Raw genomic sequence first — 21,845 nt, forward strand, 5'->3', positions numbered from 1 at the left:
GGAAAGTCCGAATGCCACGCTTATTAAGAATTGATGTAAGCCCACGAATGGAAGGTTCTTCCTCCCGCACAATTGCCAATCAGTTTATCGATGTTTGGAAGCGAAAATACCCCGGTGGAGAAATTATAAATCGAGACCTTGCTAAAATCACATTGCCTCATCTTGATGCGGATACTACTGCTGCATTTGTTACGCCACCAGAAGAAAGAGATGATGTTTTACAAGAAGCAGTTACGTTATCAGATCAATTAGTACAAGAGTTTCTTACTGCCGATGAAATATTAATTTCATCCCCTATGTATAATTTTGGTGTACCATCTACACTAAAAGCTTATATAGATCATATAATACGTGCAGGCTATACCTTCTCTTACCATCCACAGGAAGGTTTCAGCGGATTGGTAAAGACAAAACACGCTTATCTTGCATTATCTTATGGTGCTGCCGGCTATATTGATGGACAAATGGCTCAAATAGACTTCCTTAAACCTTATCTTGAAGCAGTTTTAACTTTCATTGGGATTCCTCACATTGAGACTGTTTATATAGAGGGAGCGGCATTTGCACCAGAAGCAGCTGAACAAACAAAAGCCTTAGTGCCTGAGAGAATACACAGCATTTTAGGGTTTATAGAAACAACACCTTAATACAATTATAAACAACGTGTTATTGCTATGCCAAAAATTGATATCTGTAACTATATTTTTCGTGTTTTATAATTACTTTTTTCAGCTAAAGGCTAACTTAACCGACAAAGGCAGGCCTATAGTATATAATTTCAAAAACTTTATATAACCGAGAATTAAAATGACAACCTGTGGTCAGTTTTGCCCCGTTTCGAAAGCGGCTGAAATATTATTTGAAAAATGGACCATACTCATCTTACGCGAACTCCTTATGGGAAGCTCGCGTTTTAGCGACCTACAACGAGGTATATCAAGAATATCTCCTACCCTGCTTACAAAACGTTTAAAAACTTTGGAAGAGAACGGTGTTCTTGTCAGAAAAAAAATATCGGGCCAGCGTGGCTATGAATATTTTCTAACACCTGCAGGTAAAGAATTAAAACCTTTACTAGAACATGTTGCGATTTGGGGTATGCGTTGGGCTCGAGGACAAATGAGTGATGATGAACTGGATGTGGAATTACTTATGCGGGAGATACAACGAAGGCTACAAACAGATAAACTTCCTGGTGGCGAAACAGTTATCCTTTTTAATTTTACAGATGAGAATCTATTACAATATAAAAAATGGTGGGTATGGATAACCGGTGACGATGTTGATCTATGCACTGAAGACCCAGGAAAAGATGTCGCTTTATATATTGTAACTGATGTTAGAACTATGATTGAAGTATGGCAGGGAGATAAAGGTATTGAAAAATGTATACGTGATAATAGTATACAAGCACATGGCACGCGTTCATTAATTACAACGATGCCCGATTGGATTGGGCTTTCACTTTATGCTGGCATTAGCGCGGCTAATAAGTAAATTATTGTTATTTTCTCGAAACTAACAAAGAATGGAGAAGCTAACAAACGTGAAAGCATTCACGTTGTTTAATAAGGCGCATGACTAAACACTCATTGTGCTCGACTCTTGTTTGTAGATCTTGAAGCCTCTTGCCTGATAATTTTTTAATGCACTTGGGTGATCCAATGTGCAAGTATGAACCCATACGCGCTTCACATTCTCCATATTCCATGCTTGTTGTATTGCCTGAGATAACAAATAACCACCAAAGCCTTTGCCTATAAAATTTTCAGCCAAACCAAAATACGCAATTTCTACATCAGCCTTATCCGACATTGACAGCTCAAAATAGCCAGCAATAGAGCCTTTGTAATATGCTACCCATGTCCTAAGGTTTGGTGTCTCAACATATTCTCGCCATTGCTCATCAGATAAACTAAGTTTATCGACCCAGCCCCACGGTTCGCCAACATATTGGTAGAGGAATCTATTTAACTTGAAGTTATCAATTTCTGCTTCAACCACTGACAGGCCATTGGATACCTCGACACTACTTAACTCATTCTTATCTTTCATTTCAAGGTAGTAGGTAATGACTTCTTGCAAAACTCTCTCTCCACAGTATCGTTATAACACATAACAAACGTTCGGTTTAACGAAGGTATTTATCAATAAGACAGTATCAGGTTTAACGATGAGCAGCAATAGATGTTGACCGTGAATAAAAGTCATCGACAAAGGTGATATCCCTATCACCTTTTATTGTTAACCTCTCGCCGCTGCAATAATATCGTCACTGGCTTTTTCACTGATCATATACACCGGCACCACAATAAAAAAACCGGGGATGTAGGGAAAGACCGATGCATCCACTACACGCAAATTTTGCGTTCCGTAAACACGAAATTTGCTGTCGACAACCGCCATTGGGTCGTCCGCAGTACCTATCTTGTTAGTACAGGAAGCGTGGTGCCCCCAGGCTTCATTTTTAACAAACTCACCTATTTGCGCATCGCTGGTCAGTGCTTCACCAGGAAAAACTTCTTTACTGACAAGGGAGTCAGTGAGAGATGTACTCATGATTCCTCGTGCGATTTTCACACCTTCTATAACAGCTTCTAAATCACTGCCATCAAGATCGCTCCCTTCTTCGAAATAGTGAAAATTGATATCAGGTGTATCTCGCGGGTTATTTGAACGGAGTTTGACAGTCCCAGCTCGGTTTTCGGTATGGCCTTTCAGCACAACCCACGAAAAGCGGTCTTTAGTATCGGTAATTTCACGAGAATAGCCTGGGAAATAGCCATGAAAGCTGGCGGGTAAACCGAATATGAATAAGTCAGGATCAGGTAAGTCTGGTTTCGACCGTTTAACAAGTGAAATAACGGCGCCATTGGAACTATAAGGGCCTCGATTCCACCAGCGCCATTTATAGCGCGTTAAGCAAGGATCTCCTGGTTTACCGTAAGTGCAGTCTTTAGTTAAGGGCACATCGTCGGTCAGTTCACTGACTACCCCTACTTCGTATCGGTCCTGCAAATTTTCGCCAACACCGGGCCGATCCACCAGAGCAGTTATTCCGTGTTGATTAAGTTCTTCCTTAGGCCCTATCCCCGATAGTTTAAGTAGTTGTGGGCTATTAAAAGCACCGCCAGAAAGTATCACTTCGCGCGTAGCGGTAACGCGTCTTAGTGTTCCCTCTTGATTGCTCGCATCTTTTAGCGGGTCAGCATCATATAACCGAGGCCCATCTAAAAACTCCACACCAACAGCCGCAGTACCTTCAAATAATACACGGGTTGCTAGCGCATTTATTCTAATATGCAATAAATTTGGATAGCGTCGTTGAGTATCCAAAAGGTATTCACGAACACCTCGTCTTTTATAATCAAACCCCGTAGACATAGGTGCAATAAATGGCCCTTCTAGGCCACCGGCAACCCGCCAGTGGTTAACATCCAACAAATTACCAGAGAAAATAAGTTCAATAGCATCTGTAAAACCAAATTTTAGCACAGCGGATTTCACGATTTTTAGAAGCACTGGATCTTCTAATAGCAAGCGAAGATCAGGATTATTGGTTTTTAACCAGCCGTCATACCCGTGTCGCGCCGGGTCAGGAAATCCAGGTAAGGGCCTGGGCACATAGTGACAATCTTCGAGTCGCTGAAAATATTTGCGCATTCCTTCGCTGCGCCAAGATTCATCTCCTGTAATATCTGCGATCCGATCGAAATCATTGTTGTGAGGGTAAACAGTAATTAACGCGTGATGTGTAGTGCAGCCACCAATGGTTGCCGCGCGAGGGTATAGTACGCCCTCTTCTTCCTCAACGTACTTGGAATCTTTTTTTTGCTGCTCCAAGTCAGCATAGTGTTTAACAAAAAACTCCCAACTTAACTTAGGGTCTTCAGTGGAGAGTGTATGCCATGCAGGGATATCGTGAATATTGTCATTGGGGTCATTCTCTCCTGCCTCCAATACAAGTACACTAAAGCCTGCCTTAGCAAGGTTGGCTGCAAGTGGTCCACCGCCAGCACCAGAACCAACAATGACATATTCGTATTGCTCGTTAAACGCTGTAGTTGTCGAGGCAAGCGATACACCAGTGCTCGCCATACCTGCAGCAATAGAAGCACCAAGTGCTCGTTTAGTAAAGGTACGTCGATCCATACCTTTATCGCTTTTAAACCTATCGTCGTAGCCATCTTTTTTTTTGCTCATTATTATTGCCTCATGGTCGATTGGTTGTTCTCTAGTGGAATTGAATTAATATCGCACTAAACACCAAAAGGTTAACATTGAGCACTAAAAAAAAGCGTTTTATTGCGCGCCAAACTGTCGATATTTACAATCCAACTAGAGAAATAAATTATCGTCAATTAAAGCGCTAGAGTTTAGAAGCTATATGTCACCACAAATGAACATTTTTGCTACTTTGATGTATGAACTCCGCGGTAAAATCATATCAAAGCAAAAGAGAGGTTAATATTACTAAATTAGCCACCTACATTAATCTAGCTGTTTATTTTTCCGTAGAATAATGCTCTACAAAGCTCTATCCATATAGAAATACTTGTAGCCTTCAAAACTTAAAGACCTTACTATATTGAAACGAATAAATTCCCCGTTTCGTACATACTTTTTACCTTCGAGATGAACACGATATCCCAATTTTGTATACGCATAACATGGCCCATTAATTGTTACATACCCGTTATCAGGTGATCGAAACCGAACAGGCTTATCGCATTTTGTATAAACAACTTCATCTTCAAGTACTTCAGAGACACTACGATGCACATAAAAGTAAGTGAGCAATATGAAGGTGACAATCACCATAAATGCTTTGAATATATGTTTTGAGAGATCGGGAAGAGTAGATTTAGCCGGCATAATAACATTTCCTTGTTAATAGATTATTTTATATTAAAATATAATTTCTAACCAGCACTACTGACTAATATCAAACAGTTTTCACATAAGGTAATGTATAATAACCGCTCTATGTGACAAACTTACTTAGAGTAGGTAAACCTGAATAATTCTAACAATTAAATTTAAGTTTATTCTATGGAAAATAATGACATACTAGGCAACCTTGGCTGGCAAGCATTTTTTCAACAGCAGTTATCCTTAGATGAATGGGAAAATGCAATACCTGGACGTGTTATTGAACAATCCAGATCCGAACTCCATGTTGCAACGACACTAGGTACCGTAATGGTACATGTGCAACCATCGATGCCTACGATGGTAGTAGGCGATTGGTTATTACTTAATCATGAGTCTCGCTTCTTGCGGCTACTTGAACGAAAAACTTGTTTTTCACGAAAAGCGGCGGGAACTAAACTAACAACTCAACTTATTTCCGCTAATGTGGATACGGCTTTTATTGTTTCCTCGATGAATAATGATTTCAATCTCAATAGAATCGAGCGCTTTCTGGCTTTAGTGTATGAGGCTGGAGCAGAAGCTGTTGTTGTATTAAGTAAAGCTGATCAAACCAATTCTCCGGCAGATTTTATTCATAGAATACAATCCCTGGATAGTTTTCTCGCTGTTGAATCAGTCAATGGACTAGAAAAAAATAGTGTCGATAAGCTCCAGCCTTGGTTGAAAAAAGGTAATACTATCGTCATGTTGGGATCATCAGGTGTTGGCAAATCAACATTGACAAATACCCTTTTAAATGAAGAATTACAAACTACTTCCGACATTAGAGAAGACGATAGTAAAGGTCGTCATACAACAACAAAACGCTCATTAATAAGTTTACCTTCAGGAGCGCTAATATTAGATACACCGGGAATGAGAGAAATTCAGCTAGCTGACTGCAAAGATGGCATTAGCAATACTTTTAGCGATATCGAACAACTTGCTAAGACATGTAAGTTTAGTGACTGCCAGCATCTGCGTGAACCTGGCTGTGCGGTACGCGAAGCCGTTAGACTCGGTGAAATAGAACAAAGAAGATTAGACAACTACCAAAAACTATTGCGAGAGGAAGCCTTTAACTCCGCAAGTCTTTCTGAGAAAAGAGCTAAAGACAAAGCTTTAGGTCGTTTCTATAAAAGTGTACTTAACGAGAGTACAAAACTTAAAGGGCGATAATGGCGTTATAATAAATGAGTTATAATAAATGAGTTATAATAAATGAGTCATAATAAATGAGTCATAATAGTCGCGTTATTATTGCCATTAAAAATCAGCGACAGCTTAAAGCTAGGCAATCATTTTCGTTATCGATCGTTAGCTGCCAGCACTACATCATCTAGAACTAGCACTTCATCGTCTTTTTTATCAATATGTATAGTTATTGGTTTTCTTTGCGTAATTTTTTTTCTAGTTAAATAGGCTTGATCTACAATGAGCTGGTATTTGCCGGGAAGTATATTTTCGAAAATAAAGAAACCATCGTATTCTGTACGTGTCCGATAGATCGCCTCTCCTGCCGGATTCTGTAACCATAATGTTGCTCCCGCCAGTCCTTGAGTGGTATTTGATGCGGCATGTTTTTTTTCACTTACTAGCATGCCTTCAATTTCGAAAGTTTTCCATAGAGGAAAATCGACATGATTCTTACCGCCACTATGGCTTCTTACTTGAAAACCTTCATTAGCGACCGAAAGAAAAGGATCGTCTAATGTAGATTTATCAAGTCGTATTGTTTGTAACCGGTTACTAATAGCGCCGGGGAGCGTTACCCTACCCTGTTTATCAGTATAGTAGTTGCGCCAATGATGGCGACCAAAAAACCTAGCATTCTCAATTGGTAGGTCGTCCTCGTCATAGACACTGTTGTAATTTTTATCCTCAAAAACTTGGGCATGAATACGGGAAGACTGCAAACTAGAGCGAGTTTTTCCTTGAAAATCAAAGTTAGTAGCAAAGGTAATACCGATAGAACACTGATTATTAAAGTCATAAGAAAAGTTAAAACCAAGACGGCTACCGTTAAAATTTCGCGTTAGCTGAAAATTAATACTTTTCTGTAAACTACTTCTATTTTCTAAATAACGTGCAATCAAAGAAAAACCTCGCCAATAATAGCGACCCGATAAACGAAGGTCTTCAATTGTTTGGCTTTTATTTAACATCACCCCTAGTTCACTTTGAATAAACCATGAACCGATACGAAAATTAAGTGTATTATGACTGATCACGTTAGAGTCAGAGTTGGGTAGTTGTACATGCGAAAGTAATTGCGCATACTGCATGGTTTGATCGGCGTAGGAAAGCTGCAGTGAAGAGCTAGCACTTTTTTCTATATTTGTTTTATTGCGATTAATAAAAACCCCCATTTGCATGTGGTCAAATTGATAAAGATAATTAAGCTGCAACTGCTTAAGAGGTGTACCAATAGCCGAGCGTCGACTCCAATCTATACTCAGGTCGCCAGCTAATATGCGTGATAAAAAAGCCGCTTGCTGATTAATTCCCGTGTCGAACTTCAGCCAATCATAGTCGAATTTATTATCGCCTATTATTTTACTAAAGCCTACTCCTGTACCCTGAAAGTCCTGGTTATTACGTTGTATTTTTATGTGACTCAAACGACTCGCTAAGGTCTCATTCACACCATAATTAAGTCGTGCTATCGTACTGGTCAAATTTGATTGCTCATTACTGAGTAAGAGGTCTCGACCGCTTTGTACATAGGAGATTTCGGGGCTGAAAACACCTGTATCTAAACCTCTATCCAAACTGAAAAATTCGTAAGGAACAACACGAAATTCACCAGTTGGGGCATAAAGTCTGACACTAAAAGCGTTATAGCCAAACCTTATACTGATATTCTCAAATAGATAACGTCCGTCTTCTGTTATTGTTTGAAAAGCAATTAATCGTCCATCCTGGTATAGTTCTGCATCCCATCCAGGCGGGGCATTACCTTCAAAACGGCGACGATTATTCTCTTGGTCAGCGCCATCAATGGCAAAACGAAAGCCCCGGCCCATAGAGCCTAGGTTGACTCCCGGTATGGCTATGGGTCTAACGTCACCAAACTCATAACGGTATTGCGTCGATAACCAATGGATGGTCCGTTGCATATTAAAGCGAGTACTAGAATTTTCATTACGGTTAAATGAAAAAGTACTAGCATGATAGAGGGCGTCAAAGCGACTATTTATATTTACCGTATGACTATCATCTGTTTGTGCTGTGAGACCTTTACGCTGATTGATCCTCGCTTCAATAGTAGGTTGTGTCATTATATTATATTTATCGGGAACGACAGGATAATTGGCTGCTAAACTATTGAGTATTGCCAGGTGCCTATATTTCTTTTCGCGCTCTAGCTTAGCCAATAAAGGGTGCTGATCCTTTGTGGAAAAGTTCACTATTAATTTTATGGTGTTAATTTCACTCGTAACACCTAACAAGTGAGCAAGCTGATCTGCATGAATAAAAATTTCATTTTCATAAAGTAGCCATTGCTTTTGTATTTGGCCAAGTTCAGAAAATGTTACATCGATACGATTTTCTTGCTTCAAATACCAACCACTTATTTTTCTATCGTTATAATTAATATCTAAAGATAGTCCTAGAGCATCATTGAATTGAAGTAGATTAATATAATAATTCTCATAATCAGCAGTAACAATGTCAATATTTTTATTAAGGTTGTGTTTCTGCAAGAAAGCATCAAAAAACATTATATCTTGCTGATATTCAGACTGAGGTTTTCCATCGCACAAAAAGGGTAGCATCCATAAAGATACTACCCTTAAGAGAGTTTTTAACAAGACTTATAAGAAAGTAGCCGTAACCGTATATTGTAACACTACTGGGCCTGCCGTTACGGCTGTTAGATCATCAACAATAACTGTTGCATCAATATTTCTCTCGATAGATCCAGTAAGAGGAATCACTTGATTGTTTAAATTAACTGTAGAATTTGTATCGAAAACAGGAAGTAAAGAAAAACCATTAGCGGTACTGCCTACTAACGAGAGATTTAATGTCGTCAGTGGCGATGTTGCAACATTAATAACCGCTTCCGTAGCTGTACCGGCTGTTGTTCGGCATAATTCATTTGAGCTCGCAGCATTTGTTTGAGTTGTACAACCATCACCTACGACAACAGAGTCATCCACCACCAATTCGGGAAACAGAAAAGCTGTAGGCTGAGATATAACTAAATTTCCTCGGGCATCGTTCACATTTAGATCCACATCAAATGTGGTTTGCGCATTAACTAGAGCAGAGACAAATAAAGCGATAATAAAGGTAATACTTTTCATAATTTTTAATCCTAAATAAAATTAATTAAAAACCTCATGCTTTAACCATTTACACTACTGTACTTAAATCAATATAGTTAAATTACTGCATTTACGTTACTGTATTTAACCCAATTAATAATTTCGAAAAAATTATTAATCGAGTAAAAAAATTCTAGCAACGATAACTAGAGTTTTAAAGAACTTAATCCAAATAACAATAGCACTACATTATTTACTTTTATATCTTTACTAATACTTCAGAAACAATAGCATCGTTTATTGAGTTAAACTCCGGATCTTCGCTAAACCGCAATAACACCTCAGACGGCAATTTAATATCACTGACCTCAATGGAAAATTTAGCTTTGTTTACCTCGGGGTAAACCCCAAAACCTTTTTGCTTCTTTAACATGTGTTTTGTTTGTGGATCAATAATATCAATGTCACCGTAGATTGATCGTACACCCTCTCTGGCTAGCACAAAGTCTATAGATTTTCCACCTTCACTATCTGAGTTAAACTTTGCATGTTCGATGCTAGCTGTTGCTGTAGGCTCACCATATCTAACAATAACTGGAATTAAATATTTAAAATTCGCTTGTACCAACACCCCTTTTTCATGGTTTTCTGGAACAGGGAGGAGAGTTTCTAGCGCAATATGAGTTCGATATTCGCCTGTTTGTTCAGGTTTTTTTCGCAACATAACTCTGAACTTTTGTGTATTGCTAGGTGGGATATTCTTACCTATACGCGGCCCTATCCTTAAAAAAGGTTTTGCCGAGCGAGAAAAATTTTCGGCGACAACTAACTGTCCTTGCTCATCCATTTTCATATCGACGAAAGACACACGATAACTTTGAAATTCAGGTGTAGCATTAAGTGCGTTTAATTGCTCGCGCACATTTTTTTCTGTCAGCAAGAGACGAGTTTTATCTAAAGAGATTTGTGCAAAACTCACTGTAGAATAAAATATAGCATATAAAACAAACTTAACTTTAATTGAATATAAAAACCCCATAGAAACACCCCTATTAATAACAAGTAGAGTATTAACTCCTGCGGCAAGCTTGACGCAGTGGCATCGACAATCACAACATTACATCTAAAAGCAGAGCGTTTAGTCAAAATTTTTATTAAATAAATTTTTGGAGAAAATTTTGACTCGTTATTACTGATCTATATTCAAACATTTACCAGCCAAACTTCCGGGCTTCTCTTTTTATTATATGGTGAGAATTATTCGAGTATAAAAAAGCTTTTTCCGTGCGGCAACTGGTTTTTCTCGCTTTGGCTTTTAATAACTAAAAACGAGCATTAAGAAGAACAAAAAAACAACAAACCTTTGTGCTATTTAAAATAAAAATGAACCTATTAATTCCATTTTGAAAATAGCACTTAATACTTGAATGTATAAAGGGATATCCTAAATTATTTTAATACGTTAAAGGAAAAAATTGCCATTACCAAAAATGCTTTATAATAAGCTAGTACGGGGCTATTTATACAGTGAATTGCGTTATACAGTAAACTATGACGATACGTTATGAGGTGAGGCCTGTTTTTGGCTGTAGGAGGTATGTAAGTCGATACTATTTTTAACAAACTATTAAGGCAGTGACTAAATATACTTTCCAGGTGTATTTAGTCACTAGTACGCCTATCTATTAGATTATTCTTTTATTCCAATTAAATCCATAAAAAATGCATACTCTAACGCACGATTTTTATTGCGGCGAAACCTTCCAGAAGCACCACCGTGGCCAGCTTCCATGTTGACTTTAAACACAAGAACATTATCGTCTGTTTTTAATTCCCTTAACTTAGCAACCCATTTGGCAGGCTCAAAATACTGAACTTGAGAATCATGCAGGCCTGTTGTTACTAGCAAATTAGGATAAGATTGCTCAGTCACGTTATCATAAGGAGAGTAAGATAACATATAGTCGTAAGACACTTTATCAGCTGGATTGCCCCACTCATCATATTCATTTGTAGTTAAGGGAATGGAAGGGTCAGACATGGTGGTGACCACATCCACAAAGGGAACATGTGCAGCGACGCCTTGATAAAGCTGTGGAGCCATATTAATAACGGCGCCCATCAACAAGCCGCCTGCACTTCCTCCTGCAGCAAAAATTTTATCCTTAGCACCATATTTTTCTGCAACCAAAACTTTGGTGGCATCAATAAAATCTGTAAAAGTATTCCTTTTATTTTGCAACTTACCATCTTCATACCATTGCCGCCCCAAAGTCTGACTGCCCCTTATGTGGGCGATAGCAAAAACAAAACCGCGATCCAATAAAGACAGGCGAGAGCCTGAGAAATATGGCTCAACATTGCTACCATAGGAGCCATAACCGTAAATGTATAAAGGATTTGTGCCATCCTTTTTAAAATACTCATTGCGGTAAACAATCGATACTGGTACGTGTTTACCATCTCTGGCTGCAACAAAGATACGTTCGCTGGTGTATTGGCTGGGATCAAAATCCCCCACTACCTCATCTTGTTTTAGTAGTGTTTTTGTACGCGAGTTCATATCGTAATCATAGATACTTACTGGCGTAGTAAGAGAGCTATAATTAATACGCACCAAATTGGTATCGACACTAATATTATTGTCTAGGGCGACAACATAGACTGGATCATTAAAAGTGATAACATGAGAACGTTTATCCGCCAAATTTAATATCCGAATGCGATTTTGCCCTTTTTCTTTTTCATTGAGGACAATGTGCTTGTTAAATACATCAAAGTCTTGCAAGAAGACTTTATCATTATGAGCAATCACTTCGCGCCATGCAGATTTATTACTTGTTTGATCTTGTTTTACTTTCATCAAACGAAAGTTTTTAGCCTGCCAGTTGGTAAGAATATAAAACCAATCATCTAGTTTAGCGACCATATATTCATGGTTAGGCTCTAAGTCAGCAAATTTTTTGAAGTCCGCTTTGGGTGTGTTGGCATCCAAAATAGAAGCCCCTTGAGTGATTGTGCTCGAGTGCACAATCATAATGGTACTGTCGTCTTTGCTTTTCTCTAACCAAGTATAAAAAGAACCGTCTGTCTCTTCATACATCAAAACATCTTTGTCTTGACGAGTTCCCAAAATATGACGATACACTTGGTAACCTAACAAGGTTTCTGGATGTCTGCGAATATAAAATAGGGTTTCATTATCATTCGCCCACACTACACTTCCAGTAGTACCCTCTAAGCGTTCCTCATAGACTTTGCCTGTGGTTAAATCTTTAAAAGCAATGGTATAGATGCGACGGCCCACTGTATCCAACGAATAAGCAAGGATATTTTGGTTAGTGCTGACAAAATGCCCACCAATGGCAAAGTAGCCATCTTCTTGTGAGTGTGATTCTGCCATGGCGTTACCATCGAGGAGAATTTCCTCAGCAGTATCTAACGCGCCCTTCTTTCGTGCATAAATAGGATATTCTTTATCCCCTTCAAAACGGCGATAGTAGTAATAGTCTTTATATTTAACAGGAACGGACGCATCATCTTTTTTCATCCGGTTGGTCATTTCGTCAAACAAGCTCGCTTGCAAACTTTCTGTGTGACGTAGTTGGCTATCAATATAGGAATTTTCAGCTTCTAGATGCTGAATAATTTGGGGATCAGATCGGGTATCGTCACGCATCCAGTAATAGTTATCGGTGCGTGTATCACCATGACTGACAAGCGTATGGGGAATTTTCTTTGCCACGGGTTCAGTAGCCAATACTTTTTGCACTCCATCCCCCTCGTTCTTTGCTGTAATATTCACATCTTCACGTATTGCTTTAGATTGGCACGCTAACACCAACATGGATAAAGCAACAACAGCTGCTTTTTTATACATTTACATTCCTCAGAGTAGTGATTACAAATGAACGTCTTCCGTCGCTAGGTTTCTCCAGTCTTATTCACATAAATATTATCTCTGAATAGACGCGAGAACCGCACAGTAAGCGCTGAACAATTTTTCTTGAAATTTAATTTTCAATGATTGAAATGTACTACGCCTAAAAGATAGAAGAAAGTGAACAAAGCATAAAGTTACCGACAGGCTTGAGATTATAGTACAAACTGTTATCTGTGTTGCTTTTTTGCCCAGCTAATATAATTGGCTATTGTTGGGTGAGCCAGAAGACGCTCCAATGTATAAAACTCGCGGCCAAGCTCTTTCTCGCTAAACTGTTTGTGAATAAATGAATGACATTTTCGGCATACGATAATACCGCTAGTGCGCATTTGTTCGAGGTGAGGGCCTGTTAACACTAATTTAATCACACCTGCTAGAGTGTATTTTTTTCGTATTTTAGGCGCTGTAAGCGATATTTGGTTATTCCAAAGGAGCGAACAGCAACGCAGAAGACGGAAAAAATACGCCTAGCCCTTCGGGTTTGCACTTAACAGCGCTACTCGGTGTTGCTCATCGCTGATTTAGAGTAAATAAATGACACTCTTCGCGCCTTGATTAGCGCTGTTAAGTGCAAACAGGAGAGATTAAATTAGTGTTAACAGGCCCTAAAGTGTTTACGAAACCATTTATTACGATGGCATGTCTTGGGGATTAAATGGTGGAACGTCAGAGACGTCTCAGCATTGCACAGCTGACATTGACGTTGATTGTTTTCCATAACAGGCCTTAGTGATATTGAGGGACAGCCCACTTTATATGAACTGGCCCTTAAAGTCTTATGCTATTTACTCCAACACTCCATTACATAAGAGCAATTATACTGGTGCGTGAGCACCATCCTGATCCTCTTGATTACTCGCCTGCTGGTCTAACTCTCGACTCACATCTCCTGCCGACTGAGTATTGCGGGCAAGTAGTGAGTACATGATTGGTACAATGAAAAGTGTAAATAAAGTTGCCGATACCACACCTGCCATCACAACCACACCGATCACTTGCCTTGTCTCGGCCCCTGCACCACTGGTAATAATGAGCGGCAGGGAGCCTGCTGCTGTAGTAATACTGGTCATAATGATAGGCCGCAAGCGTATTTTCGCCGCCTCTATCAGTGCAATGCCAAACTCCTCACCCTGGTCTCTTAATTGATTGGCGAACTCAACAATTAATATACCGTTCTTTGCTGCAAGCCCCACCAGCATTATCAAACCAATCTGAGAATAAAGGTTTAGCGAGCCTCCAAATAGGTATAGACCAAGTAATCCCCCACCAATTGCTAAAGGAACACTGGTCATAATAACTAGTGGATGAATCCAACTTTCGAACTGAGCAGCCAACGCCAAGTAGGTAATAAATAATCCGAGAAGAAAAACCCAAATAATGGACTCGCCAGCGTATTTGAAATCTTGAGATTGACCTTTGTAGTCCACCACAACGTGACTTGGTAAGTGCTCTCGTACCAAACCTTCCATATGCGCAAGCGCTTCACCCAGAGTGAAACCATCGGCCAGGTTCGCTTCCAAAGTAATTGCGCGAATGCGGTTGTAACGATTAAGTTGATTACTATCTGCGTACTCGTCGACCCGCACAACATTAGACAGTGGAATCAGAGTGCCGCTTTTATTAGAACGCACATAAATATTTTCTAAACTTGAGACTGTACGTTGTTGTTCACGCTCCCCTTCAAGCAAGACATCATATTCTTCACCTTGATCGATAAAGGTTGTTACTCTTCGAGAGCCCAACATTGTTTCTAAAGTACGGCCAATATCACTGATGGTTACCCCCAAATCAGCTGCTCGTTGGTAGTCAATTGCGACTTCAAATTGCGGCTTCGTTTCTTTGTAGTCCCAGTCCAAACCTACAAAGCCGGGATTGTTCTCGGCAATTTTATCGCGCAATATATCTCGCCATTGCACCAATTCTTCATAGGTACCACCACCAAGCACAAAACTGACAGGCTTAGCTACCGCCGAACCGAAGCCCTGGCGCATCACTGGAAATGCACGCACACCAGGTAGATCTGAGACTTTCTTACGCACTTCGTTCATGATGGTAAAACCACTGCGACGCTCATCCCAATTACTCATGAGCACAATAATAATACCGGAGTTATAGGATTCAGTTCGACCAAAGGCTCTCGGCGCGCGCACTAAAAGGCGTCTAAACTCACCGCTATCTACATAGGGGGTTAAGCGTCTTTCGATTTCATCCATGTAATCTTTCATATAACCATAGGTCGCACCTTCGGGTCCATTCACAAGAATGAAAAATGCACCACGGTCTTCTTTTGGCGCGTACTCTTGGGGTAGCTGTTTATACATGTAAGCAAACGCGCCAATACACAGGGCGAAACCAGCAAGCACCAAGGGAATTCTCGATAAACAAAAAGTCAGTGCACGACCATAGGCTTCTTGTACGGTTTTTAAATAGCCGTCGATTTTTTCAATAATGGGATGGTGGCCAGTATGGGGACGCAACACCTTCGACGCTAACATGGCAGACAATGTTAACGCCACGAATGAAGAAAATATTACTGCCGCCGCCATGGTTAAGGCGAACTCGCCAAATAGTCGCCCCACATCACCCCGCTGAAATGCGATAGGCGTAAACACAGCCACTAGCACAAGAGTGGTGGCAATAACAGCAAAGCCCACCTCACGGGTGCCACGATAAGCCGCCAACAAAGGCGGTTCTTTATAATCGTCAATCCGACGCTTAATGTTTTCCAGCACCACAATAGAGTCGTCCACCACCAATCCAATGGCCAACACCATCGCCAATAAAGTTAATAAGTTAACGGAAAAACCTAAGGTGTAGAGTGCAATCGAGGTTGCGATAACTGAAACAGGTACTGTTATCGCAGGCACTAACATTGCTCGAAAACTACCAAGAAAAGCATAGATAACAAAAATCACGAGGCCGATAGCAATAAATAATGTACGATAAACTTCGCCAATGGCGCCTTCGATAAAAATAGAGGTGTCATAGCTCTGTTCTAGTACCAAACCTTCAGGCAGGGTTTCATTAATTTGATTGCGCACTTCTTTGGCGGCTCGGGCCACATCGATAATATTGGCAGTGGATTGTTTAGTAATACCAATGCCCACCATTGGGATACCATTGCCACGAAAAAAAGTACGATCCTCTTCAGTACCTTTTTCAACTCGAGCCACATCGCCTAAGCGAATAAGGTAATCCCCGGCACTGGTCTGCCCTTGAGCTAAAACCAAACCAGCAAAATGTTCAGCTGAGCGGAATGAGCGTTTGGTGCGCACAGTAAATTGACGATCCTGACTTTCAATACTACCTGCCGGTAATTCCACATTTTCATTGCGCAATGCTTGTTCCACATCGCCTACAGTCAAACCACGTGCTGCGAGCTCTTTACGGTCAAGCCAGATACGCATCGCGTAACGTTGTTGACCGCCGACCCGCACCCTGGAAACACCATCGATAATGGAAAAACGATCCACCAAATAGCGTTGCGCATAGTCGGTGAGCTGCGGCACACTCATCTCGCTGCTAGAAAGGTTGAACCAAACCACAACATCATCATTGCTATTTTCTTTTTGAATTTCGGGCGGATCAGCTTCTACCGGCAAATCATCTAAAATACCACTGATACGGTCGCGAATATCATTAGCTGCGCCATCTACATCGCGCCCCACATCAAACTCAATATTGATTTGACTGCGACCATCGCGTGATGATGACTCGATAAAACGAATACCCTCTACACCAGAAATACGCTCTTCAATAATTTCTGTAATGCGAGTTTCGACAACATTAGAAGCCGCACCAGGGTAGACCGTTTCAACACTGATCACCGAGGGGTCAATGTCGGGGTATTCCCGCAAAGGTAAACGGTTAAATGAAACGATGCCGAAAACAATGAGCAGAACCGACATCACCGAAGAAAACACGGGACGTTTGATTGATATATCCGAAAGAATCACGGTTTATACATCCCCTTACAAAGATTTTACTGCTGCACGCAGAGGCTGATCTGCCTTAGCATCATTGGGCAGCGTTTCAAATATCTGTACAGCCGAACCAGGTTTAACCTTAAAGCCACCGTGAGTGATAACACGCTCACCGGCTTGCAAGCCCTGAGTGATTTCAACTTCACCAACCCGTCGTGAAGCAACGGTAACTTCACGCTTTTCAGCGATAGGTTTGCCATCGTTATCATTAACAACAAGCACATAATTACTGCTGCCTTCAGGAATTAAAGACTCTTCGGGAATCACCAAGGCAGCGCGCTCGTTCATGGACAGATCAATGCGCATCAGCATGCCAGGCTTTAGCATATCACTATCATTAGGCAAAATAGCGCGTACAGTAATGGCTCGGGTAATGGGGTCGATTTGGTTGTTAATTCCGGCGACTTCGCCGTGAAATTCTTGATCTCGGTAAGCACGAGTAGTGGCCACTACAGGCAGGCCTTTTTTCAATAAAGGAAGAAATACTGAAGGCACAGTGAAGTCTAACTTCATGCGAGAGCTATCGGTCAGGGTGGTAATAATATCTCCAGGGCGAACAAGTGCACCTAAACTCACATTACGCAAGCCAACCACACCATCAAATGGAGCGGTGACAATACGATCTTTTAATCTCGATTGTGTTGCAATAAGACGCGCCTGTGCGGCCTCGTATTCACGGGTTCGCTGGTCAAGTAAGGATTCTGATGCGGTACCACTGTTTACCAGTAACTGAATCCGATCCAGTTGGCGGCGCGCTTCAAATGCGGTTGTTTGCGCTTCAACCAGAAGTGCACTCTCTTCAGAGCTCGTCATTTCTACCAGTAATTCATTCGCTTTCACTTCCTGTCCATCTTCAAAGTGAATAGCAGTGATGGATTCGGTCACGTTGACAGTTAGCTCTACTGTTTCATTAGCACGCAAAGTACCTAGCGCCTCAGTACGGTCACGAAAGCTGCCTTCACGCACAGTTTCGACCATGACTTTTACAGACTGGGCGAACGAAAGTTGAGAAAGGGTTAAGAATATACCCATTGCCGCAATAGTTTTAGCACATCGCATATATTTACACCGTTTTTGCATACCAATAACTCTACTCATTATCTCCACTTTTATAGCTCACACAGGGTTGTGGTTATTTTTTATCTATGCTCATGTTTCACTTCCAGTTTATACATTTTTAAACGTCGCCAAGATCATCTCTGTCTGATGGCTTAGTTCATTAATCGTATATATGGTGGAAGGATGCCGCTCTTTGGTTTCCAAAACAACGATGAATAAGGCAGCATCCTAGTGATTTGAGCTTATTTGTTCATAGCTTTAGAGGACTAGCGTTGTATCAATGAGATTTATATTCAATCTCCTGCCTAATTATAAAAGTGTATGACAGGAAACCCAAGAATAAGTTTAGAGAATATTAATAAACGTAGTACAATTTTTTGCAGTCTATACGATGAGGTTATAACAGCATAATTATATAATCTATGTATATGCCGCAGCTAACTTAACATTAACGTCGTCTACATGGCGTATTTAGCTTTTACTAGATCCCACCTCTCACAGCTTTTTAGTACTAATAATTTCTTAGCATAAACTCAGCATGTTAATCAATTGAAGCCTAGCAATAGCTGGATTTCAGATTCGATCTTTTAGCTGTTGTCGTATTTTCTAACATAATAAATTTATCTTTATTCAACCGTTAACGAGATATAAGGTAGTGGTCAATTACTTTTTATAAGTAAATCCATGAGGCGAGCAATAAATGGGATGAAAAGTAGACGAGAGTAAAAATAATCAACAGAAAAGACAAATGAGAAACGCGGTAAAAAATAACAAAGATAAGCCCCGAAAAAATCGAGGCTTATCAGCGCAAAACACTATCGATATTACTCTAGTGAACTGACTATTAATGCCTTATTGATAGGACCAATTCAGTGTAACGCCGCTGAAGCTTCGATAGGCGCGAATACCAATGTGCCAAACGGCAGCACTTGGATTATCGAGACTGCAAGTCTCCGAATTACCATTTTCATATGGTCGACAGTTATAGGAACTTTGAGTTGGCTGTGAGCCTTCTCGTACATATAAATCTGCATCTCCCGATCCACCACTAATAGTTGCTGTAAAGTTAGAGGTACCAGCAGGAATTTCTACTTCGTAGCGCAGCCAATCCCCCCTATCACCAGATAAGTTAGTCTCTGTTCCACTATTGGGATTGGGGTTTGGCCCGCCACCTAAACACCCCAGGGTTGAAACACCAACGGTATCGAAGGCAGTGGTGACGTCATTTTGTTGATAACCTAAATCTCTAGTAGCTTTTAATACGCCACAAGCACCATCGGCAAAATCAGTACTGGCATTCCAATACATTTGATTAGCTAACACAAAAATATCGAAAGCTCTGCGGGTATCCCAACCAGAGGTGTTAGCAATAAGATAAAACGCTCGATTGAATACGCCAGAACTATAATGTACATCCATTCCTGCACGATAGTCTGATGCATGACCAATAGAACGCCCATCGCGCTCAGGATCATCCATAAAACGCAAAGCACCTGGCGCTTTAAAAATATCGGCGCCGACCATCCAATCGTTTGTTCCGCGCATAAAGAATTCTGCTGCCTCACCGGCTATATCTGAAAAAGCTTCATTAATCCCACCAGACTGATTGGCATAGATCAAGTTAGAATTTTGTTCAGTAAAACCGTGGCTCACTTCATGAGCGGAAACATCAAGGCTAACAAGAGGATGAAAAGTATTACCGCCATCACCAAAAGTCATTTGTACACCATCCCAAAACGCATTTTCAAAGTTGCGTCCATAGTGCACACGCATACGAAGTTTCTGCGTTAGTGGCGCAGTGTTGTACCAATCTTTGTACATATCAAATACTACTCCGCCAAAAAAGTGTGCATCATTTAATGGAGAGTAGGCACCGTTAGTTTCACGGTTAGTATTTTCTGGACAACTAAACTGAAAGATACTGCCGCCACTCTGTGCACCTGCCATATCGATAGTATCAACATTGGCATTACTCATGCGACAGTTATTGTCCACATCCATCGCTGGAAAATCTGTACCGTAAAAATAACGCCCTGTTTTCTCATTACCACCGGGGCCTGTCGCGTCACGATGCGCTAAACCATCCCAACGTTTAAGGATTTCTCCAGAGGTCGCATCAACAAAAACAAAAGGACGAGTAGGCTCACTGCCGTATTCAACCCAATTAACAAGATAAGTTAGATGTGCCTTGTTATTCTCATCGAGATAAATCCATAATTTGGATTTTTTATGCTCAGCAGAAGATGCAGGATCAATAGCAACGATACCTTTAGTTTGTCTAACTTTTAGTTCTTGACTCATGGCCAATGATATAGCTTCATCTTCACTCATTGCTGGCTTCGTTGAAGGCAAATCAATATCTATATTTGTTACCACCTGTCCCGATACTTGCGGTAGTAGCTGTCCAGGCATAGAAGAAGAAGTTACCTTTTCGCCCCACACAGGAATGCCGCCATGGAATTGCCTTAGGCTTGTCAATACTCGACCATTGTTAAGGGTGACAGTTTTAATATTTTTAAACTGCGCTCCTTGTTGGCTAACATTTAACTGACTCAAATTTGAAGAAAACATTTCTGGGCTCGCAGGCATTTTATCCGCTGCATTTGCCCCACATGCTACGGTTAAAGCAAGAGAAGCACTTATATATTTTTTTAGATTCATAGTTAATTCCATCGTATATTTTTCGTTTAGTTAAAAACCTAATCGATTTAAAATAAATTTATTAAGCACTGATCAATCACATGCTGGCATAAATAAAATATGAGCTTGTGTTGCTTTTTTTACACCCCCACCATTCGCGGTCGCGCCACAAGTAAGAAAACCAACGACAATAGGAAGAAAAACAAACATTTTTATTAAGTTAATTTAATATGTAATCAGCACTATAATTGAGAAAATTTGATCAGATATTTAAGTTAAAAACACAACTTTTTTAAGAGATAGCTGGCCAACTCAGTTTGCAAACTTGCTATACAACGCAGAGGTAAAAGCAGCCCTCAATGAAAGCAATGCCACTTACAAAATCATCACAATAGGCAACAAGGAAAACAAAGAGAAAGAAGTGAACCAATACAGGCAAAATAAAAAACCGAAAAGCTATTAAAATGCCAAACCACACAACATTTTAATGACATAAAAAATAACTGCACGACAAGCTAGAAAAAAAACCAAAAAGCATCAAAGCTTCTTGCAAGAACCTTAAAAATATAGAAAATAAAAAACGCGGTATATTATTTATAAAATGGTAAAAAATAAGGATTTTTTTTCAATTTAAAGTAAAAAATATAATGTTCCTCTAAAACAGCCTGTCAAACCATATTAAAATATGAACAAAAAAACAAAATATTTTAACTTCTTTTTACAAAAGCAATAAGATCAAGAAAGAAACGCAAAAAAATTAGGAGAAGTGAATATTATTTTTTTGCATTAAACCGCAGCCTTAAAAAGGTATAAGTTTAAACGCAAAAAACAAGGAAAAAGCATAATAAAAAAATGACAAGCCCCACACTCTATAAAAGCCCAAAAAAACGATATTCAAGCACTTTTACTTAATATTTATTTTCACTCGACATTTATTTTCACTCGACATTTATTTTCACTCGACATTAGCAAAATTCAGTCTTCAAAAAATCACCTACAATATTGAACATTAATAAAACTAAGAAATAAAAA

At 40.0% G+C, this 21,845-nt stretch carries 13 protein-coding genes; 3 read left to right on the forward strand and 10 right to left on the reverse strand.

Features of this window, described 5'->3' with window-relative positions; translation table 11 throughout:
• Window positions 1–11 precede the first annotated feature (11 nt).
• Together BVC89_RS19150 and BVC89_RS19155 are read left to right on the forward strand one after the other, a co-directional pair.
• Window positions 12–647, forward strand: a complete 636-nt coding sequence (locus tag BVC89_RS19150; protein WP_086932738.1) for an FMN-dependent NADH-azoreductase — start codon at window positions 12–14, stop codon at window positions 645–647.
• Window positions 648–807: 160 nt separating this feature from the next.
• Window positions 808–1,497 (forward strand): winged helix-turn-helix transcriptional regulator, encoded by a 690-nt coding sequence (locus BVC89_RS19155; RefSeq protein ID WP_086932739.1) that lies wholly within the window; start codon window positions 808–810, stop codon window positions 1,495–1,497.
• 84 nt (window positions 1,498–1,581) lie between these two features.
• Here BVC89_RS19155 and BVC89_RS19160 read toward each other — a convergent pair whose 3' ends face one another.
• The 3 genes from BVC89_RS19160 to BVC89_RS19170 all read right to left on the reverse strand — a co-directional run bounded on the left by BVC89_RS19160 (window position 1,582) and on the right by BVC89_RS19170 (window position 4,875).
• A complete protein-coding gene (locus tag BVC89_RS19160) occupies window positions 1,582–2,085 on the reverse strand; it encodes a GNAT family N-acetyltransferase (protein ID WP_245929149.1) in 504 nt (167 codons plus the stop codon).
• Between the two features lie 159 nt (window positions 2,086–2,244).
• The gene (locus BVC89_RS19165) at window positions 2,245–4,203 is read right to left on the reverse strand and encodes a GMC family oxidoreductase (RefSeq protein ID WP_086932740.1); all 1,959 of its coding nucleotides are present in this window, start codon (window positions 4,201–4,203) and stop codon (window positions 2,245–2,247) included.
• Window positions 4,204–4,527: 324 nt separating this feature from the next.
• Window positions 4,528–4,875 (reverse strand): hypothetical protein, encoded by a 348-nt coding sequence (locus BVC89_RS19170; protein ID WP_086932741.1) that lies wholly within the window; start codon window positions 4,873–4,875, stop codon window positions 4,528–4,530.
• 177 nt (window positions 4,876–5,052) lie between these two features.
• On the opposite strand from BVC89_RS19170, the gene rsgA reads away from it, so the two are divergent.
• On the forward strand, window positions 5,053–6,093 hold the full coding sequence (gene rsgA / locus BVC89_RS19175) for a ribosome small subunit-dependent GTPase A (RefSeq protein ID WP_086932742.1): 1,041 nt from the start codon (window positions 5,053–5,055) through the stop codon (window positions 6,091–6,093).
• 128 nt (window positions 6,094–6,221) lie between these two features.
• On the opposite strand, the gene BVC89_RS19180 is transcribed toward rsgA, so the two are convergent.
• From BVC89_RS19180 to BVC89_RS19215, 7 genes are all read right to left on the reverse strand, one after another.
• The gene (locus BVC89_RS19180; RefSeq protein WP_158658035.1) at window positions 6,222–8,681 is read right to left on the reverse strand and encodes an MSCRAMM family protein; all 2,460 of its coding nucleotides are present in this window, start codon (window positions 8,679–8,681) and stop codon (window positions 6,222–6,224) included.
• 51 nt (window positions 8,682–8,732) lie between these two features.
• Window positions 8,733–9,227, reverse strand: coding sequence for a hypothetical protein (locus BVC89_RS19185; protein ID WP_086932744.1), 495 nt, complete (start codon window positions 9,225–9,227; stop codon window positions 8,733–8,735).
• A gap of 220 nt (window positions 9,228–9,447) precedes the next feature.
• Complete coding sequence (locus BVC89_RS19190; protein WP_086932745.1) at window positions 9,448–10,227, reverse strand: hypothetical protein; 780 nt, start codon at window positions 10,225–10,227, stop codon at window positions 9,448–9,450.
• Between the two features lie 651 nt (window positions 10,228–10,878).
• Window positions 10,879–13,068, reverse strand: coding sequence for a S9 family peptidase (locus tag BVC89_RS19195; RefSeq protein ID WP_086932746.1), 2,190 nt, complete (start codon window positions 13,066–13,068; stop codon window positions 10,879–10,881).
• Between the two features lie 878 nt (window positions 13,069–13,946).
• Window positions 13,947–17,087: an efflux RND transporter permease subunit gene (locus BVC89_RS19205; RefSeq protein WP_086932748.1), complete on the reverse strand. Its 3,141-nt coding sequence runs from the start codon at window positions 17,085–17,087 to the stop codon at window positions 13,947–13,949.
• Window positions 17,088–17,102: 15 nt separating this feature from the next.
• Entirely contained in the window at window positions 17,103–18,212 is a 1,110-nt protein-coding gene (locus tag BVC89_RS19210) for an efflux RND transporter periplasmic adaptor subunit (RefSeq protein ID WP_245929151.1), read from the reverse strand.
• 813 nt (window positions 18,213–19,025) lie between these two features.
• Window positions 19,026–20,834, reverse strand: a complete 1,809-nt coding sequence (locus tag BVC89_RS19215; protein ID WP_086932749.1) for a M4 family metallopeptidase — start codon at window positions 20,832–20,834, stop codon at window positions 19,026–19,028.
• Window positions 20,835–21,845 lie beyond the last annotated feature (1,011 nt).

It is taken from the genome of Agarilytica rhodophyticola (assembly GCF_002157225.2).
Lineage (GTDB): Bacteria > Pseudomonadota > Gammaproteobacteria > Pseudomonadales > Cellvibrionaceae > Agarilytica > Agarilytica rhodophyticola.